Raw genomic sequence first — 21,531 nt, 5'->3', positions numbered from 1 at the left:
TATTATCAGTGATATATGTAAGGCATCCATATGAAAATAAGAGGCTGTTCAAAGGTTTTCCGTACTTTTGGGCAGCCTCACCCCGTTAAAAGGACGATACTTTATGTATCGTCCTTTTTGTATAAAAAAACATCCAATCAATTGAGAGATTGATTGGATGTGAAAAAATTATTAATAATTTTTTTTGCGTTTTGTAGCCAAAATACTTAATAATCCAGCTAGTAGAAGAAGGATACCTACTGTTTGTGTAGGGTCTTCTTTATGACCTGTATTTGGAAGGTGTTTATCCGTATTTCGATCATCTTGCTGTTTGTTATCTGTTTTATTCGATGTTTCTTCGGAAGTTCCGTTTTCGTGTTTCTCAGATGTTTCATTGCCTTTGTTCTCTTCTTTATTTGGAGGAGTAACTGGCTTGTCATCTCCACCTGACGAAGATTCAATCTTTTTATTTGAAACTGTAATTTGTAGTGGTGTAGCTTGGGCTTTATCAATTGTAAAGTTTATTGGTGATGCATCTAATTGATAGCCTTTAGGAGCCTGTGTTTCTACTAATTGATAATTACCAGGTTTCAAATCATTTACGATTACTTTTCCGTGTTGGTCTGTTTTTAAACCTTCTCGGATGATTTTTCCATCTTGGTCTAAAATATTGAAAATGGCACCTTCAAGTGTTCCATGGTGATCAATATCAACTTTAGTTAACTCAATTGAACCTGTTGTTAAACTATTTAAAGCTGTAACAGAGGTAATCTGAGATTGTCCTTTCGTAATTGTGAAAGGAATTGGTTTAATGTTTAAATCATAGCCAGTTGGAGCTTTCGTTTCAATGAACTGATAATCTCCCGGACGTAAATCAGAAACAGAAATCTTCCCATCTTTATCAGTAGTTAAATCAGAACGAACATCCTTGCCGTCCATATCTACAATTTTAAAGATTGCTCCTTCAAGAGTAGTACCATCGATGTCATCAACTTTAGTTAATTCAACTGCGCCTTTAGTTAAGCTATTCGTAGCAGTAACAGAGGCGATTTTTTCTTGGCCTTTTTTAACTGTGAACTTAATAGGTGTTTTGTTTAAGTCATAGTGTTCAGGAGCTTTCGTTTCGATAAACTCATAGTCTCCTGGCGGTAATTCATCCACAACTAAACGGCCGTTTTTATCAGTAGTTAAATCGGTACGAACATCGTGTCCATCCTTATTAACAATTTTAAATACTGCACCTTCAAGTGTTGTGTTTTGCTTGGCATCATCAACTTTAATTAACTCAACACTACCTTCCGTTAAGCTATTAATAGCTGTAACGAAGACATGCTTTGTTTGACTTCTTTCGATTGTGAACTTAATTGGTTCTTCATTTAAGTCGTAATGTTTAGGAGCTTTTGTTTCAATAAATTGATAGTCTCCTGGTTGTAAGTCTTTAGCGATGATTTTTCCGTCTTTATTGGTAACTAAATTCGTACGAATGTCGTTACCGTTCAGATCAGTAATTTTAAATACCGCACCTTCTAGCATTTCTTTCTTATCTATAGAGTCAACTTTCGTTAATTCCACGCCACCTTTTGTTAGGCCATTCTTAGCAGTAACAGAAGCGTGAGTTAGTTGACTTCTTTCGATAGTGAAGCTAATAGGTGTTTTATTTAAATCGTAATCTTTCGGAGCTTTCGTTTCAATGAATTGATAGTCTCCTGGGCGTAAGTTCGTAGCAGTAATCTTCCCATCTTTATCAGTAGTTAAATCAGTGCGAACAATTTTACCTTTCGCATCGATGATGTTAAACACTGCATCAGAAAGTTTTGTATCTGGATTTATATCATCCACTTTTACTAATTCTACAGCACCCTCAGTTAAGCTATTTGTAGCAGTAACTTGGAGCTTTTCTTTTTGGCTTTTCTTAATTGTAAACTTAATAGGTGTACTATCTAATTTATAGTGTTCAGGAGCTTTCGTTTCAACAAACTGATAGTCCCCAGGACGTAAATCAGAAACAGAAATTTTTCCGTGTACATCTGTTGTAAGCTCAGTACGAATGTCGTTACCATTCAGATCAGTAATTTTAAATACCGCATCTTTAAGAGCAGTACCATCTACATCATCCACTTTAGAAAGTTCCACAGCGCCTTTCGTTAAGCTATTTGTAGCTGTAACGGAGATAGGATCAGCTTGGCTCTTTGTAATTGTGAATGGAATCGGCTCTTTGTTTAAATCGTAGTGTTTCGGAGCCGTTGTCTCGATGAATTGATAATCACCAGGACGTAGGTCAGAAACGCTAATTTTACCTTGTTGATTCGTAACAAGATTTTTGCGAATTACAGTACCATTCATATCCACAATTTTAAATACTGCGCCTTCAAGAGTAGTGCCATCGACGTCATCCACTTTAGAAAGTTCCACGCCGCCTTTTGTTAAACTATTTTTCATAGTAACGGTAGCAATATCTTTTTGGCTTTTTTCAATTGTAAATATAATTGGTTTTTTGTCTAAATCATAGTGTTCAGGAGCCGTTATTTCAACGAATTGATACGTACCAGGACGTAAGTTTTCGATAACGATTTTACCTTCGCTGTTTGTTTTTAAATCTGTTTTAAGTACTTTGCCATCTTGATCCAGTAAATTAAATACCGCATCAGCAAGTTTTGTTTGAGTGTTTAAATCATCAACTTTAAGTAATTCGATACTACCTTGTTTTAAGCTATTTGTAGCAGTTAAAGAAATAGCTTTCTTCTGTCCTTTTTCAATAGTGAATTTGATTGGTGTTTCATCTAAAACGTAATGCTTCGGAGCTTTCGTTTCGATAAATTGGTAATCACCAGGACGTAGGTCGTTAATTTCGATTATTCCTTGTTCATTTGTAACAAGGTCTTTATGAACTACATCACCATTCATATTAACAATTTTAAATACTGCATCTTTAAGAACAGTGCCATCAACATCATCAACTTTAGAAAGTTTAACTGCACCCTTTGTTAAAGTATTTGTAGCAGTGACATGAAGAGTTTCAGTTTGGCTCTTTTTAATTGTAAATACGATAGGTCTTTTATCTAAATCGTAATGTTCAGGAGCAATTGTTTCAACGAATTGATACGTACCAGGACGTAGGTTTTCAACAACAATTTTACCTTCATCATTTGTTTTTAAGCCTTCTTTAACTAGCTCTCCGTCTGCATCTAATAAATTAAATACGGCGTTAGCAAGTTTTGTATTTATATCAATATCGTCAATCTTTGTTAGTTCAACGCTACCGTTTTTCAAAGCATTTTTGCCTGTAACATTGATCTCTTTCGTTTGACTTCTTTCAATTGTAAATGGAATCGTTGTTTCATCTAATACATAGTGCTCAGGAGCTTTTGTTTCAATGAACTGATAGTCTCCAGGGCGTAAATCAGAAACAGAAATTTTACCGTTTTTATCTGTAACAAGATTCGTATGAACTTCCTTACCATTCATATCAACAATCTTAAAGATTGCACCTTCGAGCATCGTACGATCGATGTCGTCAATTTTTGTTAATGTTACTGCACCTTTCTTTAAACTGTTAGTAGCAGTAACAGTAATATTCTCTTTTTGACTTTTTTCGATAGTGAATGGAATAGGGTCTTTGCTTAAGGTATAGTCTTTTGGAGCTTTTACTTCAATAAATTGATAGTCTCCAGGACGTAAATCAGAAGCAGAAATTTTACCGTTTTTATCAGTCGTTAAACCTTTGCGAATTACCTTTTTAGTATCATGAGCGTCAACGATTATAAATTCTGCACCTTCAAGAATAGTGCCATCAACATCATCAACTTTTGTTAAAGTGACGCCACCTGTAAGTAAACTGTTTTTTACAGTAACAGGGATAGGAAGATCTTCCTTACTACCTTTTTTAATTGTGAACTTAATAGGTGTTTTGTCTAATTTATAATGTTCAGGGGCTTTTGTTTCGATAAATTGATAATCCCCTGGTGCTAAATCAGGAATAACTAATACTCCGTAATCATCTGTTGTTAAATCTTTCATAATTTCTTTGCCAGTTGCATCTTGCAATGTGAATACAGCGCCGGCAAGAGCTTTACTACTTTCCACATCATCTTCTTTAATAAGTTTAACTTTTCCTTTCGTTAAACTATTTTTAAATGTAAGTGGAAGGAGTTTTTGTTGTCCTTTTTCGATTGTAAATTCAATTGGTTCTACATTTACATCGTAATAAGTTGGAGCCTTTGTTTCGATAAGCTTATAGTTACCAGGACGTAAGTCATCTACAACTAGCATTCCTTTACTATTCGTAACAAGGTCCGTACGAACATCTTCATTAGTATCTCTATTAACGATTTTAAATACTGCACCTTCAAGTGTTTCCTTTTCATCTGCAGCATTCACTTTTGTTAACTCAATACCGCCTTTTGTTAAGCTGTTTTTAGCGGTAACAGTAGCCTGAGTTGTTTGACTTTCTGTAATCGTAAATTTAATTGGTTTTGTATTTTTGTCGTAATACTTCGGTGCTGTTACTTCGATAAATTTATAATCGCCAGGGCGTAAGCCAGTAGCGATAGCTTTACCATCCGCACCAGTTTTTACATTTTCGCGAATAACTTTCTTTTCATCATTTGCATCAACAATTTTAAATACAGCACCTTCAAGAGCTGTACCATCGATATCATCAACTTTTGTTAATTCAACATCTCCTGGTTTTAAAGCATTTTCAGCTTTCACAAGTAGAGTTTCTTTCTGACTTCTATCGATTGTAAATTCAATAGGTTCTGCTCGTAAAACGTAATGTTCAGGAGCAGCTATTTCAATAAATTTATACGTACCAGGACGTAGGTTACTAACTTTAACTTTACCGTGTTTATCAGTAGTTAAGTTAGTGTGAGGGGAAACGTCATTATTATTTGTATCGACAAGTTTGAATACCGCACCTTCTAGTGGTTTTTTCTCACCAAACTCATCAACTTTTAATAATTCAACCTCGCCCGTTTTTAAGCTGTTATTTGCCGTAACAGTAGCAAGAGCTTGTTGGCTTTTATCAATTGTAAACTCGATAGGGTTTGTACTTAACGTATAATCCTTAGGAGCTTCTGTTTCGATAAATTTATAAGCACCAGGCTCTAAATCTTTAACGGTAACTTTTCCATCTGAACCTGTTTTTATATTTTCACGAATTACTTGTTTCTCGTCATTCGCATCGACAATTTTAAATACAGCACCTTCAAGGGCAGTGCCATCGACATCATCGACTTTCGTTAAAGTGACACCACCTTTAATGAGGTGATTTGTCGCTGTAACAGTAAGTGCTTTCTGTTGGCTCTTTTCAACTGTAAATTTAAGCGGTTTTTTATCTATTTCATAATGTTCAGGTGCTTTTTCTTCAACAAATTGGTACTCTCCAGGAAGTAAATTTTTCGCTTCGATTTGTCCGTTACCATTTGTCGTTAATTTGGTATAACCAGGAATTCTTTTGTTATTTCGGTCCCGTACACTAAATACTGCACCTTCTAAAGTATTACCCTCTTTATCAACTTTTGTTAGGATAACTGAGCCTCTAATCAAGTTGTTTTGGGCCTCTTTATTAATTACTGTTGTTTGATCTTCCTCGATTGTAAATTCAATAAGTCGATCATCTAATTGATAATGTTCAGGAGCCTTTATTTCTTTTAAGTAGTAAGTTCCTGGTTTTAAATTATCTACAGTAATTTGTCCTTTATCATTTGTTATTAATTCTTTATGTTCAGGAATGACATTATGGTTTTGATCAAGCAGAGAGAAAACTGCATTTTTAAGCTTTTCTTTGTTATGAGCATCAGTCTTTGTAAGTACTACTTTTCCAACAAATTTCTCGTTTTTAAGAGTATATGTTGTAGTTTCTTCTGCACCAAGCTTAACAAGTTTACCTGCTTTTAATTCTTTACTAATGACATAGCCATCAAGAGTTTTCATTTCTCTGAGCAGATATTCATCGCGTTTTAAGTTGTTAAACTGAGCGATACCATTTTTGTCTGTTGTAATTGTTCGAATAGCAGTTGTACCTGTGCGATCGAATAAAGTAAATACTACGCCAGATAAAATTTTATTTGGATCTGCATTATCTACTTTTTTAATTTGAAGGTTTCCGCGTCCCTTAGTAGCAGAACCGCCTCCAGATCCAGAAGATACTTTAACTACTATTTCTTCAATTTTTTCAGTTTCTGTTAATTTCAAACTATTACCAGTAATCTTCGCTTTATTGCTTACCTTTTCATTATTATCTGCATTAATGAGTGAACGGTATTCTAAAATATAAGCTCGATCAATAGTATGAAGAAATTCAATTGTAAATTGTTGTTTCCCCGTATTGTTGTCTGTTGTTATTTTGAGTTTATAGTCTTTTCCTTCTTTTAATTCGTTTGTTGTATCTTTCGTTAAAGTGCCATCCACGGCTACTGTTGTCCCATATAGGTGGAATGACTTTTCATCGAGAATTTGATTGTCTGTCGGATCGTCTGTTACGACAGCATTTTCAATCGTTGATTGACTTGCATTAATAGAAACGCTCCAATCAATGTACTTGTCATTTTGTTTTGCTTTTTTCGTAACGCCGCTACCACCATTTTTGATCTCGAATGCACCATGAATATTGGCGATAGTTTCCGATCCATCTTTTAATTTGGCGTAATTATCATAGCGCTTATTAATTTCTTCACCTGCAAGTGAAGTTTTAAAGCTGATATGGTACGCTGTTTTAATTTCATTTTTAAAATGAATCGTTAATGTATTTTTATTATCTTTCGTTGCATTTTCTACCGTATATTCGTCAGGGGAAACAAGTGCCCCTAATTTATAACCGTCTGCACCACCAGTTAATTCCATATGATGAATCTCAATGGAGTCTGGTATAAGTTTTTGATTGTTTTCTAGTACGTCAACGATAGAAGGGTCTTTAATAGTCCTGTTATTATAGTTAAACCCTATGTCCCATTTGATTTCTTTCGTTTGGGCATTGTAAGAACCGTATTTAAATCCGTTTCCTTTTGTATAGCCGTCAGGATTGAATCTATCATGAGATTTACTATTTTTATCGTTCCCATTTATATCTTTCCATGATAACTCAGCTGTATTTTTGAATGATTTATTATCATCCTTTTTAGATAGAGTCTCGTAATTAAAGTCTGTTGTGTACGTGATGGTTAAAGTTTTATCCATATTAGACTTATAACTACCAGCTAGTGTTACTTTGAATCCGTCAGCTGTTACATCAAGTGTGTAATCAGAGTCTAATTTCAGTTCAGTTGATCCATCAGTAATTTTGAAACTATCTTTTTGTAATGTAAGTCCACTATAGTCAAACGTATCAGTGATAACAGCATCATTTAACACGTAATTGTTATCATTTACAATAATTGTCCATTTCGTTGTTTTCTTATTGTAATCTGTATCGTTTGCATTTTTATTATGTTTCTTTATGATGTTTTGTTGTTGTAATGTAACTTTGTTTGTTTTACTCCATTTTCCATCTGCAATAATTGTATTTTCGATTTCGCCATCTTGTATAACATCATTCTTGGCTTTCGATGTATAAGTAATCACATAGGCACTATTAATATCTTCATTAAATTGTAAATCAAATCCCTCATCGGTTTCTTTTACAGTAAAGTTTGTGGCGTTGTCACCTGTAACAAGTTTTCCGTTATTATCATAAGAAGCATTTTTAACCACGATAGAACTTGCATCAACTTTATGAGATTTGTCCAAGATGTCTTTTAAAAGCGCATCAGATTGTTTAATATCTCTTTGGTCACCGTTGAAAGTAATTGTCCATTCAATTGTTTGTGTTTTTGGATTATATTTACTAGTTTTCTCTAGATGTGTACCGCGTGAAACAGTTACAGTTGCATTTGCGGATACATCTCCTTGATTCTTGCTGGATACTTTTGCTTCATTTTTGAAACTAGTAACACTTTCGTCAGTAATTTTTGTCGCATATTCAATTTGATATGCTTTTTTCGTTTCATTTTTAAAAGCGATATTTAATTTATCGGAGGATGAAGTGAGTGTATATTCTTCTTTACTAACTTCGGCTCCACGAGTCGTTTTCCCGTTAATATCTACTTCTAACTCATAAACCTTAATAGAATCTTCATTGAGACTGGATCCATTTGGAATATTGTCTTGGAAGACAGCGTTTGTAAGAATGTCTTTTGTTTTGTTCATTTCGACTGTCCAATTGATTTGATTCGTATTAATCGGTCTATCAGGTATACCTTTTTTATTCATAGATTTCTTTACATTAGGTTTGAAATCAAGCTCGATAATAACGTCTTGTTCTTTAATTGGGAAAGGAATTTTTTGTTCCGTAGTCCCTTTAATTTTTGTTTTATTGAATTCCGTACCAACTTTTAAATGACCATCTATATTAGGATTGTCTTCAACGTACTCGTTAAAAGTCATAGTTACTTTTCCGTTTAAGTCAACAACGAACGTCCCAATTTCATGTCCTGTTCCATCAACTAAAGGCTGTGTAATGGTGTTGTGGACGATAAAATATTCCGGAAGTTGGAAAATATAGTAATCTCCCTTTTTTACTTTTAATGATTCTAAAACTTCCCATGTAAAATCGATATTGGCAGCAGAATCAGGATTTGGACGATTATCTGTATCATTAAATGGTTTTTTCCGTCTTTATCTGTTAATTTTACGCTTGTTAAAATATTTTCTTTAATTTGCTTAGGTGATGGGTCTGGATTTTCAACAGGTTGCCCTGTTGTGTTATCACCAGGGTTCTCAGTAGGTTGCTGTGTCCCGCCATCTTTTGGCTGTTCAGTAGGCTGCTGAGGATTCCTGTCTTTCGGCTGTTCCGCAGGTTGCTGAGTGTTCCCGTCTTTTGGTTGTTCCGCAGGTTTCTGCTGTGTCTCACCATCTTTTGACTGTTTCGCAGGCTGCTGAGGATTCCCGTCTTTTGGTTGTTCCGCAGGTTTCTGCTGTGTTTCACCATCTTTTGGCTGTTCAGTAGGTTGCTGTGCGTCACCGTTCATTTGCTCTTCGGTAGTCTGCTTAGCATCATCACTATTAATAGTAGGTGAAGTAGGGTTATCTACTTGAACAGGAACTGAGATAGTCTTAGCTACTGTACCTAGAGGGAAAGTGAGTGGGACGGCTTTTATGCCAGGTTTTAAATCTGGATTGAATACAGTGTCAAATTTAATTTTTCCCTTAACACCTTTTGAATCTTTTACTGAATCGTTAAAGACTATTTTCATTTTGTTATCGTTTGCCGTAACAAAATATTGACCAATAATTTGTTGATCTGCCATCAAGTTTCCTTGTTGGTCATTTTTTACTTTTAATGCGTTAGGTATTTGAAGAACTGTTGCATCTTTTTCTTGTGCAATTTGATGATCTTTTATTGACCAAGCATATTCTAGGTGAATGATTGATCCTGCATTTATTAAGTTTTTAGGATTTAATGCTTCGTCAATAATATGATTCGTTGCATCTTTCATTTCAACAGTGTCAAATAAGGAATCTCCTGTTAAGGTTTCCGCTTTTACTTGATTGTATGGAAAACTAGCAAGTTGCGAAAATAGTACGAATACAATTAAACATACATTGAAAATTTTTTTCATTTTTCCTCCTCTGAACATTCATTTGTCCATTGGGGACTTATTCCACATGAACAAATGGAATATTAAAAGTATTTGTTATAAGCTATTTATTTTTGCTATCCCTCCGTTTCTATACGCGTTCTCAGACAAACAGGATTATGTTCAAAGTAAAATTGTTTAACGTAAAACAAAATGTATATTTACACAGTTCTATGGAAATATACACAATTCGACAAAAAATGTCGAAAAAAATACTGATATAAAGAATGATATCAGACCTTTATATGTGAGATAGTTTTCATGTATATCTAGTAAAAAAGAATGGTTATAAAGGTAAGTTTTACGATACATACTAACCAATGTAGTGTATCCCTTTGTGAAGGCTTATTTTTGCCTTAAAGTTATGTGGAGATAAAAAGCTAGATAGGGTTGGTTTTGGTCAGAATGAAGACAATACGTACTTTGAAAATAGTCATTTATTTTGTCTAAAGAGAGTTGTGCGATTAGTGGACCGAAGTTGAAAGATGATAGTTTCTTACATTGTTAGAGGAATATAAGAATTACATAATATTCGACTAACACGTTACTACGGTCATTTTTGAGACTGTTTAAACAATAAGAAAGAAGGTGTTTTTAGTTACAATATCTTTTTAGTAAAGATAAGCTTAAGTAACCTCCGCTAAAGATTATATACTTAAATGATAAAGAGTTCAACAGTAGTTCACATATTTTCCCAAAAATAAAAACGGCTGTTTTATGTGGAATAAATCTACAAAACAGCCGTTTTTGGTATTAGATTTCTGTTAAAATTATTGGTTCGCCGCGCGTTACGACAACCGTATGTTCACATTGTGCAACAAGACTTTTATCAGGTGTAACGAATGTCCAGCCATCGTCACCACGTTCAATAATATGATCAGCTTTCATAGAGATGAACGGTTCTACAGCGATAACAAGACCGTCTTTTAGAAGCGCATTATCCATTGGATCATAGTAACTTAAAATGTGATTTGGTGCTTCATGTAAGCTAAGACCAATGCCGTGACCAGTTAAGTTTTGAATAACATTGTATCCACTTTTGTGTGCGAAGTTTGAAACAGCACGACCAATTTGATTTTGTTTTGAGCCAGCTCTAACCTTTTTCATTGCTGCCCAAAATGCATCAACCGCTGCTTGGCAAAGCTTTTCTTTTGCTTCGTCTTCTCCAAGAACAAATGAGATACCTGTATCTGCATAATAGCCATCAAGTGCAGCAGATACATCGACGTTTACTAAGTCGCCTTCTTTTAATACGCGATCTCCTGGAATACCATGAGCAACTTCCTCATTTACACTAATGCAAGTTACACCTGGGAAATCATATTCTTTTTCAGGTGCAGAAATAGCACCATGCTCATCTAATACTTTTTTACCGATCAAATCAAGCTCTTTCGTTGTCATACCTGGCTTCGCTTGTTTTTTCATTTCTTCACGTGCAAGCGCAACGATGCGGCCGATTTTTCGTAAGCCTTCTAAATCTTGTTCATTACGAATAATCATGAAAACCACTGTCCTTCCTCGAATATATATCTTATCCGATTGTATCATGTTTATTTTCGTCCTGCTACTCGCTTGCGGTATGCGGGTTGATTCCTCTCATAAAGAATACATGACAATTGTCATATCGATGTCATGACGCATTATACTGTTTCCTAAGTTTTCCAAGTAATACAATGTAAATATAAGAAACAGCGGGGGTGGAGAGATGGAAAAGATTATTGAAGTAAATGGTGTTTCTAAAACATTTAAACATAAAAACGCAGTAAATAATGTTTCATTTCATGTAAATAAAGGGGAAATAGTAGCGTTACTTGGTCCGAATGGTGCGGGGAAAACAACGACGATGTCGATGATGCTTGGATTAAAGGACCCAACAGAAGGTAAGGTCTTTATATTTGGAAAGAGTCCAAAGCATAGAGATGTTCGTAATAGCCTCGGTGCGATGCTGCAAGAAGTAAGTGTCATTGATAGTATTACGGTGGAAGAGGCAATCGAGTTATTCCGTAGTTATTATACGAATCCTATAGCGATAGAAACGTTACTGCAGTTATCAAATTTAGAATCAGAGCGAAAGCAAAGATGTGAGAAGTTATCAGGTGGGCAAAAAAGAAGGTTGAATTTTGCGCTTGCACTTGCGGGAAATCCAGATTTGTTATTTTTAGATGAGCCGACAGTCGGAATGGATATTACGTCTCGAAGAATGTTTTGGGAAACGATTCGAAAGTTAGCAAGTGAAGGGAAAACAATTATTTTAACGACGCATTATTTAGAAGAAGCAGATGCTTTAGCAAATCGTATCTTATTATTTGCGAACGGAAAGATTATCGCAGATGGTACACCAGACGAAATGAAAGCGACGATTTCGCGAAAAACAATCACATTTTACTCGAAGGAAAGCATTCCTACAAAATTACTAAAGGAATTACCAAATGTAACAGAAGTAAAGTCAAGCGAAGGACGCTTCATTTTAACAACGGAGGATACGGATGCAACTTTAAAAGCCATTTATCAAAAGAGTTTACCTGTAACAGATGTTTCAGTTAAACGTGGAAGTCTTGATGAAGCATTTGAACAGTTTGTCGCAAATCAGAAGGAGGAAATCGCATGAGAGCATTATGGATGCAATGCAAAATAGAAATTTTACGTACATTCCGCAATAAATTATTTATCTTTTTCTCATTATTAATGCCTGTTATGTTTTACTACATTTTCACAAATGTTGTTCAAGTACCACAAAACGGAGATGCGTGGAAAGCACATTATTTAATTTCGATGGCAACTTTCAGTATTGTAGGGACTGCACTCTTTAGTTTCGGTGTGAGACTTTCTCAGGAAAGAGGGCAAGGATGGACACATCTTCTAAAAATTACACCGCTTCCAGAGGGAGCATATTTAACAGCAAAAATTATCGCTCAAACAGTAGTAAATGCTTTTTCAATATTAGTTATCTTTATTGCAGGGATACTAATTAATCATGTTGAGTTAACGATAGGGCAATGGATTGGTGCGGGATTATGGTTATTGTTAGGGGTAACACCATTTTTAGCGTTAGGAACAGTAATAGGTTCCATTAAGAAGGCGGACGCAGCTGCTGGCTTAGCAAATATTTTAAATATGAGTTTAGCTATAGTTGGCGGGTTATGGATGCCGATTGAAGTATTCCCCAAAATATTAAGAACGATTGGTGAATGGACACCGACATACCATTTCGGAAGTGGTGCGTGGGATATTGTAGCTGGAAAATCAATTGGATGGGAAAATATCGCGGTATTAGGAGGTTATTTCCTTATATTTGTTGTAGTATCAATATATATAAGAAAAAGACAGGAAGCGGTATAAATGATAGAGAAGAAGAGGATTGAGATTTTTCCGAAACATATGGGATTCTTCCCGTATATGTGGTTTGTTTATCTATTATTTCCAATTTATCACTTAGCGCAGGCATCAGGATGGAAGCTTGTAATAGGAAGCGGTATGTTGATAATTTTTATCGTCACATACCGTCAGCTTTATTTTGTTCAGAGGACGTTTGTTTTTTGGGCGTGTATTCAAATGGTACTCATCTTTTTATTTGCTTTATTTTATAATCCTTTTATGATATTTTTTGGCTTTTTCACAGCAAGTGCGATGGGATTTGCGCCAAATAAGAAAGTATTTCGAGTGCTGTTATGTTCGTTAGTTATCATGCTTGGAGCATTTTTATTTGTAAATATGAATCAACTAACAACTACAAGTTTAGTAAATATCGTTCCAATGTTTATTTTAATGATTCTTACGCCATTTGGTATGCGCAATTTTAATCAGAAAAAGATGTTAAGAAATCAATTGGATCAGGCGAACGAGCAAATTAAAGACTTAGTAAAACGTGAAGAACGGCAGCGGATTGCAAGAGATCTTCATGACACATTAGGGCATACGTTATCTCTTATTACTTTGAAAAGCCAGCTTGTAGAGAAGTTAATTGTGAAAAATCCAGAGCGTGCAAGTGCGGAAGCGAAGGAAATTACACAAACGTCTCGTACAGCCTTAAAACAGCTGAGAGAATTAATTTCTGATATGCGTATGATTACGGTAGAAGAAGAGCTAGAGCAAATAAAAGCGATCTTACAAGCAGCTAATATTGAATTAGAAGTGAGGCAAGAAGCAAGATCGAGCTCGTTATCACCAATTGAACAAAATATTGTCGGGATGTGTTTACGTGAGGCCGTTACAAATGTTGTAAAACATAGTAAGGCAACGCGGTGCGCAGTTTCTGTATTAGAATCACAAGGTGAACTGATTTTGAAAGTAGAAGATAACGGAATCGGTTTAACAGATCAAAATCATGATGGAAATGGTATTCGCGGCATGAAAGAACGAATTGCTCTTATTGATGGATTTGTTGAACTAGGTACAATCAATCCAGGGACGTTATTAACGGTAAAAGTTCCAGTTGTTATTAGAACAGGAAAAGATGAGGTGAGGGCATGATTCGAATTATTATTGCAGAAGACCAGCGGATGCTTCGTGGTGCATTAGGGGCCCTGCTGTGGTGCATTAGGGGCCCTGCTTGATCTAGAAGATGATATCGAAGTAATTGGGCAAGCTGCGAACGGGGAAGAGGCGTTAGAATTGATTGAATCGTTAAAGCCAGATGTAAGTATTATGGATATTGAAATGCCGATTCAAAGTGGATTGGATGTCGCTGAGACTTTAAAGAAAGAAAAATCATCATGCAAAGTAATGATTTTAACAACATTTGCACGGCCGGGATATTTTGAAAGAGCAATGAAAGCTGGTGTGCACGGCTATTTATTAAAGGATAGCCCAAGTGAAGATTTAGCGGCAGCAATTCGTAATGTAATGAAGGGGAAACGAGAGGTCTCCCAAGATTTAATGTTTGGCTTATGGCAGGAGCAAAATCCGTTGTCAGATCGCGAAAAGGAAGTACTGTTGCTTGCGAAAGAAGGAAAGACGGCAAACGAAATTGCGAAGGCACTTTATCTTTCGCCGGGTACAGTACGTAATTATATTTCTGAAGTATTAGCGAACGCTTGATGCGAAAAATAGAATTGAGGCAATTACAATTGCGGAAGAAAAGGGTTGGATATAAAAAGAAGGTTACCTATGAGAGGTAACCTTCTTTTTATAATTATTGTACTTCTATTACTTGATTTACTTTTTGTAACGGTTTGTAACCGTGTGCTTCAAATGCCTTTGCAAATTCATTTGATACGGCAGTGCCATATAAATCTTTGGCAGCTTGTACGATATGAGATTGAAGTGATTCAAAGTCTTCAGCGGAAGTTGCATAATTTTGCAATGCACGCATAACAACTTTACTTACTTTTTCATTTCCTTGTTTTTGAACAGCAACACCGTTATATGTTTTACCTTCAGCTAATTGATATAATACGTGACTGATAATACCAGAATTCACGTGTGATTCTTGATTATTACCATCGTTATAGAAATCTTGTAAATTTGTATATAGTTTATGACCGCCGTCACCAATTTCCCTTGGGATATCACGAATTGTTAGGCCACCTAATGTATCGCCCATAATCCAGTTTCCTTTATCTTTCTTTACGTAATATTCGATTTGTGTACCCCAGAAATCCGCTAATCCCTCGTTTAGTGCAGATGTTTCAGCGCTTGGATATCTCACGACTTTATTTTTCGTCGTGCCACTGAATACAGCATGTCCAAATTCATGAGCTGTTACATCAAGAGCGGATGTTAGTTTTCCGTCTAAACCATCACCAAATACCATTTGGTTCCAAGCGGGATGCCAAAATGCATTTACATAGTCTTCTTTTACACCATCACTAACTTCAGTAGAATCAAAACCGTGTACACTAGCAACAACTTTTGAATCTTTATTGTCGTAACTTTTTAGATTATGTTCTTTCTTAAAGTAATCGTAAATATCACTCATGTTCTTCATAGCGCCCGCGGCTTCTTTATCTGCAAAATTAGGAGTACTACTTGAAATTAGTGTCCCTGGATAACCAGCTTGACTATATCCTCCAAGGGAATCGGCGTAGTTTGCATTATAAATATAAATACCATTTCCGCGTGATAAATCCGCTAAATAAAATTTTCCATCAGTTCCTTTGGCAATATTGAAAGAGATGTTTTCTTGAAGTGCATTTTTCCCAGTTCCTGGCTCACTTGCAGGGGATAATCTAGGTGATGTTACTTGATTTATAGTCTTATTCTCTTTGTTTTTAATGAACTTTTCTTGGAAAAGTACTTCTCCAGTTTTTAAATCAACGATAGCATTGCCGTTTATAATTTGTTCATTGTTTTCATAAGTAAATGTAATAACAGTTGCGAATGTATAATAGCCATCTTTTTTCTTATAAACAACGGTTTCGCTAGAGAATTCTGTCTCAACTGCATCGCTTGGAATTTGAACTATATCGCGTAATTTAGATTTTACTTCATTTTTCGACAAAAAATTTGTTATAGTAAGATTAGGTTGTTGATTTAAATTTTGAACAACTTTACCACTAACAGTTGTGATTACTCCATTTTTATCTACTTTTACAATGAGATCTTGGCCATATACTTTATAGTTTTTATATGTTTGTGCAAGGCGAACTTCGGTTTGATTTTCTTTGGTTTCTTTATTTGTAGGTTGGAAATCTACATTTTTTTCAGTAGTGACTTGTTCTTGTTGAGCTTTCGCCCCATTTACCTCACCTTTTAAATACTTTTTAGCAATATTTTCTTTCGTATCATTTTGAGGTTGTGTTAATTTCCCGATTGTTAAACCAGGCTGAGCAATTTCAACTTTGACTGCACTTTTGTCTAATTCTTGAGCATGAATAGCTTCTGTTGATAAAGGGCAAAGAAGACCGAATGTAACGAAAGCACTAGCAAGTTTTCTATAATTCATCTATAACACTCCTAATCTATTATTGTATGTGAGATGAATTGTATGAAAAATTTGCCGAATTTTATATATATTATGCATTATTTCATATCAAAAATTGTCGAATTCACATTATTGTAGTGGTATGACAACTCAAAAAATTAGATTGTTCTAATGGGATGGTGAGTAAGTATGCACGCAGAAAAATTAGGAAGTGAAATTAAGAAAATTAGGGTGATGAGAGGATTAACACAGAAACAGTTATCCGATAATATATGTCATCAATCGGAAGTGAGTAGAATTGAATCGGGTGCGGTATACCCAAGTATGGATATATTGCAAGGTATCGCAGCAAAATTACAAGTTCCTATTATTCATTTTTATGAGGTACTCATTTATTCCGATATTGAAAGAAAAAAACAGTTTAAAGATCAAATCATTATGCTTTGTAAGCAAAAAAGATATAAAGAAATTTATAATAAAGTATGGAATGAGCTGAAAAAGGAAGAATATCATCCTGAATTCCAGCAATTTCTTCAATGGCAATATCATGTAGCAGCTTACATATTAAAGAAAATCGATTACGAATATTGTATTTTAGAATTAAAAAAATTGTTAAATCAACAGTTAGCTGGAATAGACGTATACCAAAATCTTTATATAGAAAATGCGATTGCAAATATTTATGCTGAAAATAGCTATTTTAAGAAGAGTATTGAGTTATTTGAAGATATATTAAAACAATTAGAGGTATTGCATGATAATGAAGAATTTGAAGTGAAGGTAAGATATAATCATGCGAAAGCATTATATTTAGATAATCAATATGAAGAGTCACTTTATCAAGTAAATAAAGCGATTGAAATATCATGCCGAATTAATAGTATGGCATTAATTGGACAGCTATATTATCAAAGAGGTGAATGCCTAGGGAAGTTGGAGTACGATGGGGCAGAGGTTGAAGATGCATATAAAAAGGCAAGCTTCTTTTTTGATATATTAGAAATGCATACATATAAAGAAGCTCTCGTAAATAAAATCAGTAGATAAATATCCTAAAAAATGGGTATGCATAATTGCATATAATAGAGATAAATTTTCATGATATATTAAAATAAAAAATGTGGGTGATGGAATATGAAGAAATTACTTATTGGTAGTTTATTAACGTTAGCGATGGCATGGGGTATTTCATTAGGCGATACGGCATTAGAGAAAAGCCATATAATTTCTCATAACGATCAAGAGGTACAATTAGCTAAAGATTTACCTTTTGAATATTAAAAAACAACCGTCTTACTTAGGCGGTTGTTTTTTTATGGAGTAACATCCAAACGTCTTTACTAGAAACAGGTTTGCTAATAAAGAATCCTTGAATGTGATCACAATTTTGTTTATGTAAAAATTCCCATTCTTCTTCCGTTTCTACACCTTCTGCAATCACTTCTAAATTTAGTTGTTTTGATAGTGTAATAATGGAAGAGACAATTGCTTCTTCTAAAGGGCTAGTTGTAATTCCACAAATAAACTCTCGAGCGATTTTTAATGTGTTGATTGGATATTTTGTTAAATAAGCTAAAGAACTATAACCAGTTCCAAAGTCGTCGATTGAAATTTGAATACCGAGATTTTGAAGTTGTTCTAGTTTTGCAACTACAGATTGATTTTGATTAATTGCGATGCTTTCCGTAATTTCAATATCTAGTGGCTTCTGGTTTCAGTTCTGTTTCTTCCAATACCTTTGAAATAGTTGGGATTAAATCTGCATGGTTAAATTGAACAACAGATAAATTTACACCAACTTTTAAGTGAGAGAAACCTTGATTATGCCATCTTTTTGCCTCTAAACAAGCAGTACGTAAAATCCAATTGCCAAGTTCAATAATAAAACCAGTTTCCTCTGCTAGAGGGATAAATTGGGCAGGAGATACGATACCGAGTTTTGGATGCTTCCAACGTATTAATGCTTCAAAACCGATAATTTGTTTTGTTTTTGTGCTTACTTGTGGCTGGTATTCAAGGAAAAATTCATTTTGTTGTAATGCTTTTGAAAGTTCACCTTCTAAGAATTGAATTTCATTTTGAGCGATACTCATTTCTTTTGAGAAGAAAACAAATCTGTTTTTTCCATTTGCTTTCGCACGATACATAGCCATATCAGCATTTTTCATTAACTCATTTACATCAGTTCCATAATCAGGGTACATCGCAATTCCGATACTTGGTGTAATAGAGAGTTCTTCGCCTTGAATGAAGAATGGTTTGTTTAAAATAGTTAAAATCTGTTCAGCTATAAAAATTGCACTTTTTTCTGAGTACATTTCTGGTAATAGAATTGTAAACTCATCTCCACCTTGGCGAGCGACGATATCTTTTGAACGCAAGCAACCGCGTAATCTTTTTGCTACTTCAATTAATAATAAATCTCCAACGTCATGGCCAAGTCTATCGTTAATTTTTTTAAATCGATCTAAATCAAGGAATATGACGGCGACATCATTTGCGTTAGTTTGGGCTGTATTTAAAATGGCTTTTAAATCTTTTTCGAACTTTCGACGATTTGGTAATCCAGTAAGTGCATCGTGAAAGGCTAAATGTTCTACTTGTTTTTGTTTTTCATATAAGGTGGTAATATCACGTGCTATCCCAAACATTCCGACCACTTCTTTGTTTATAAAAGTAGGGATAAGTGTAATATGGAGATAATAATAATAGCCTTCTTGTTCTTTTGTACGAACTTCTAACGTTTGTGGCCTACCTTCCTTTGTAATTTGTAAAGCCTTCTTTAGTAGTTCGTGGTCTTTTGAATCAATGAAGTGTACCAGAGAATAGCTTGCCACTTCGCAATAATAGGCAGTAAATAAGCTTTCGCACGCCTTATTAGATTGTTGAAAAATGCCATTCATATTTAAAGAGAAAACGGCATCGGGATGGTCCTCGAATAAAGATTTATAACGTTGTTCACTTTTTGATAATGCAAATGCACCTTCTTCAACTTCGTCCTCTAGTTGTGTAGTCAACTGTTCATATGTATGAATTAGTGCTTGATTATCTTTCCACATGTAAAGTTGCCGCAAGAATAACAAAATAAGTGATAATACGAGACCGATTAACATGAATTTATCATCCCAAGGTTGAATGATAATAAAAGAAAAAGTAATAATTATACTAAAATAAGGTAGTATAAAACGTACATAATCGAATCGATAATATTTTGTTTTCGTTTCATGCTGCATTGGTTTATCTAAAATATATAGTATGGAAGAAAGTCCAATTAATAAAATAGAAGCAGTGTGTATTAAATAATTAATTTCAGCAGAAGTTTTCATCCCAAAATTCAATTGAAACAGATGAATATAACCGTATACGAGTATAATAGTGAAACCGATAATTAATGCAATTCTACTAGAAGAATATTGTTCTCTTCTATATAGGCTAATAACGGCGTAAATTACTAATGATTGTGCAATGAAATACCCAATTAAAATCCAAGTATCCTTTGTTAACATGCGGAAGCTTGAAAGGTCTAAGATAAAAGTTAAGGTGAAATAAATGTTCATAATAATAATAAAGATGCTATCGAATGAAAATTGAGAAAGCCCCTTAATAGAATAATTTTTTATAAACTTTATAGCAAATCCAACAAAGAGCAAAATATATTGTATGATAAAAAAAGGTAATGCTTTATATGAAAATATAGATTGATCATGTATAGAAAGTGAACTAAGAAATAGGGTTATCTCCATAACTAACCCACATAGGCAAGTACATAGTAATAAAATCCAAAATAGTTTATCGCTGCGTTTCATTCTCTTAATAGCTTTATATAAACAGTGACAAGAAAAAAGTGCAGCGAAACAGAATAAGAAAAGAATTCCAATCTCCTTTATATGCGATTCATTTGGAATAAAGAGTATCCAAAGAGCAAATATAGATATGTATATTATGACAAATTGTACATATTTTTTTTGATTAATCATATTATGACTCCGTTTCAATAAAGTTGAATCTCGAGGGAATGCTAATTTAAATAATAGCATATAAAATAGGATGTTTTTTACTATAAAAATTACTTTTTTGAAAAAATGGTGCAAAGTTACAATTTACCACTGTAACATTGCACCACTTATTCTTTTAATTCCTCTTATAGCAGAAAGTTCATCTATTAATTGGAATAGTGCTAAGTCTTTTTGTTTACTTTCAATCATAATATCGAAATTATGATTGTGTTTTTTTGCAATGTGTAAGAAAGGCTTAATAAACTCTAAATCGATATATTCAGCATGAGCCCTAAATTCTTTTTCCGATCTCGGGGAGGAAATGTGAACTTTAGGAGAGATATTTGTATGTGACCAAGTTTCAAAAATTGCAGGAAGCAACTCTTCTAGTGGTTCCTCGCAAAGATTGGCCATATGATGATGATAATCAAATACAAATGGAATATTTTCTTTTTGGCAAATTGATAAAGTTTCAGCGGTTGTATAGGTTTTATCATCATTTTCAAGAGTCATTTGTTTTTTTATATGTGTAGGAAGTTTTTTTATGTTTTCATGGAAGCGCTCAATTGCCTTTTCTTTATTTCCATAGGCTCCACCTACATGAATATTAATGTAAGAAGAATCTGCAATGCCTATAGCATCCAATATTTTATAATGATAAGTCATATCCGTAATAGCGTTAGTAGTAATATGTGGCTTGTCGCTTGTAAATAGCGTAAATTGATTTGGATGAAAACTTATTCGTAAATTGTGTTCTTTAATTAAAGCCCCTATTTTACGCCAAAGTGGTGTGAATACCCCAATATAGTCAAACTCGACTTCGGGATGTGTTGCAAGTGGGACGATGGAAGACGATAGGCGATATAGTGGGATTTCATGCGCTATATTGTAATGAAGGATACGTATTGTGTGCTCTAAATTTTGCCTTATAACATGGTACAGTTTGTCTTCTCGCTCTTGCTTGCTGAGTTTCTTAAAGCTTGTAAACGTCATTGTTTTGGCAGGAGAACAGTCCCAGAGTGCCATTGCATGTGAGACATATCCAAACCGTATAAGCATATGAGATACACCTCTTTTATTC

The 21,531-nt window shown here is 34.4% G+C and carries 8 protein-coding genes and 3 pseudogenes; 6 read left to right on the top strand and 5 right to left on the bottom strand.

Annotated elements, in window-relative coordinates; all coding sequences use genetic code 11:
* Nucleotides 1-171: 171 nt before the first annotated feature.
* Nucleotides 172-9,575, bottom strand: a pseudogene (locus BC_RS26720) (SpaA isopeptide-forming pilin-related protein).
* A gap of 771 nt (nucleotides 9,576-10,346) precedes the next feature.
* Nucleotides 10,347-11,141: a type I methionyl aminopeptidase gene (map, locus tag BC_RS26715; RefSeq protein WP_003313889.1), complete on the bottom strand. Its 795-nt coding sequence runs from the start codon at nucleotides 11,139-11,141 to the stop codon at nucleotides 10,347-10,349.
* Nucleotides 11,142-11,298: 157 nt separating this feature from the next.
* On the opposite strand from map, the gene BC_RS26710 reads away from it, so the two are divergent.
* The 4 genes and pseudogenes from BC_RS26710 to BC_RS26695 all read left to right on the top strand — a co-directional run bounded on the left by BC_RS26710 (nucleotide 11,299) and on the right by BC_RS26695 (nucleotide 14,685).
* Entirely contained in the window at nucleotides 11,299-12,201 is a 903-nt protein-coding gene (locus BC_RS26710) for an ABC transporter ATP-binding protein (protein WP_000411125.1), read from the top strand.
* Nucleotides 12,198-12,932: an ABC transporter permease gene (locus BC_RS26705; RefSeq protein WP_001202429.1), complete on the top strand. Its 735-nt coding sequence runs from the start codon at nucleotides 12,198-12,200 to the stop codon at nucleotides 12,930-12,932. Before BC_RS26710 ends, BC_RS26705 begins: the two co-directional genes overlap by 4 nt.
* Entirely contained in the window at nucleotides 12,933-14,063 is a 1,131-nt protein-coding gene (locus BC_RS26700; protein WP_000570606.1) for a sensor histidine kinase, read from the top strand.
* Nucleotides 14,060-14,685, top strand: a pseudogene (locus BC_RS26695) (response regulator transcription factor). The gene BC_RS26700 and the pseudogene BC_RS26695 overlap by 4 nt, the downstream one beginning before the upstream one ends.
* Nucleotides 14,686-14,724: 39 nt before the next feature.
* On the opposite strand, the gene BC_RS26690 reads toward BC_RS26695, so the two are convergent.
* The gene (locus BC_RS26690; RefSeq protein WP_001109507.1) at nucleotides 14,725-16,476 is read right to left on the bottom strand and encodes a M4 family metallopeptidase; all 1,752 of its coding nucleotides are present in this window, start codon (nucleotides 16,474-16,476) and stop codon (nucleotides 14,725-14,727) included.
* A 168-nt stretch (nucleotides 16,477-16,644) separates the two neighbouring features.
* On the opposite strand from BC_RS26690, the gene plcR reads away from it, so the two are divergent.
* Nucleotides 16,645-17,502 (top strand): transcriptional regulator PlcR, encoded by an 858-nt coding sequence (gene plcR / locus BC_RS26685; protein WP_000542912.1) that lies wholly within the window; start codon nucleotides 16,645-16,647, stop codon nucleotides 17,500-17,502.
* Nucleotides 17,503-17,589: 87 nt separating this feature from the next.
* On the top strand, nucleotides 17,590-17,736 hold the full coding sequence (locus BC_RS26680) for a quorum-sensing peptide PapR (protein ID WP_000734730.1): 147 nt from the start codon (nucleotides 17,590-17,592) through the stop codon (nucleotides 17,734-17,736).
* A gap of 16 nt (nucleotides 17,737-17,752) precedes the next feature.
* On the opposite strand, the pseudogene BC_RS26675 reads toward BC_RS26680, so the two are convergent.
* A pseudogene (locus BC_RS26675) lies at nucleotides 17,753-20,432 on the bottom strand (DUF4084 domain-containing protein).
* 123 nt (nucleotides 20,433-20,555) lie between these two features.
* Nucleotides 20,556-21,509 carry a UV DNA damage repair endonuclease UvsE gene (gene uvsE / locus BC_RS26670; RefSeq protein ID WP_011110499.1) on the bottom strand — a complete coding sequence of 318 codons (954 nt, stop codon included), beginning with the start codon at nucleotides 21,507-21,509 and terminating at the stop codon, nucleotides 20,556-20,558.
* Nucleotides 21,510-21,531: the final 22 nt, after the last annotated feature.

This window comes from Bacillus cereus ATCC 14579, from assembly GCF_000007825.1.
Classification (GTDB): domain Bacteria; phylum Bacillota; class Bacilli; order Bacillales; family Bacillaceae_G; genus Bacillus_A; species Bacillus_A cereus.
The sequence above is the reverse complement of the archived record's forward strand: the minus strand, read 5'-3'. Positions and strand labels throughout refer to the sequence as shown.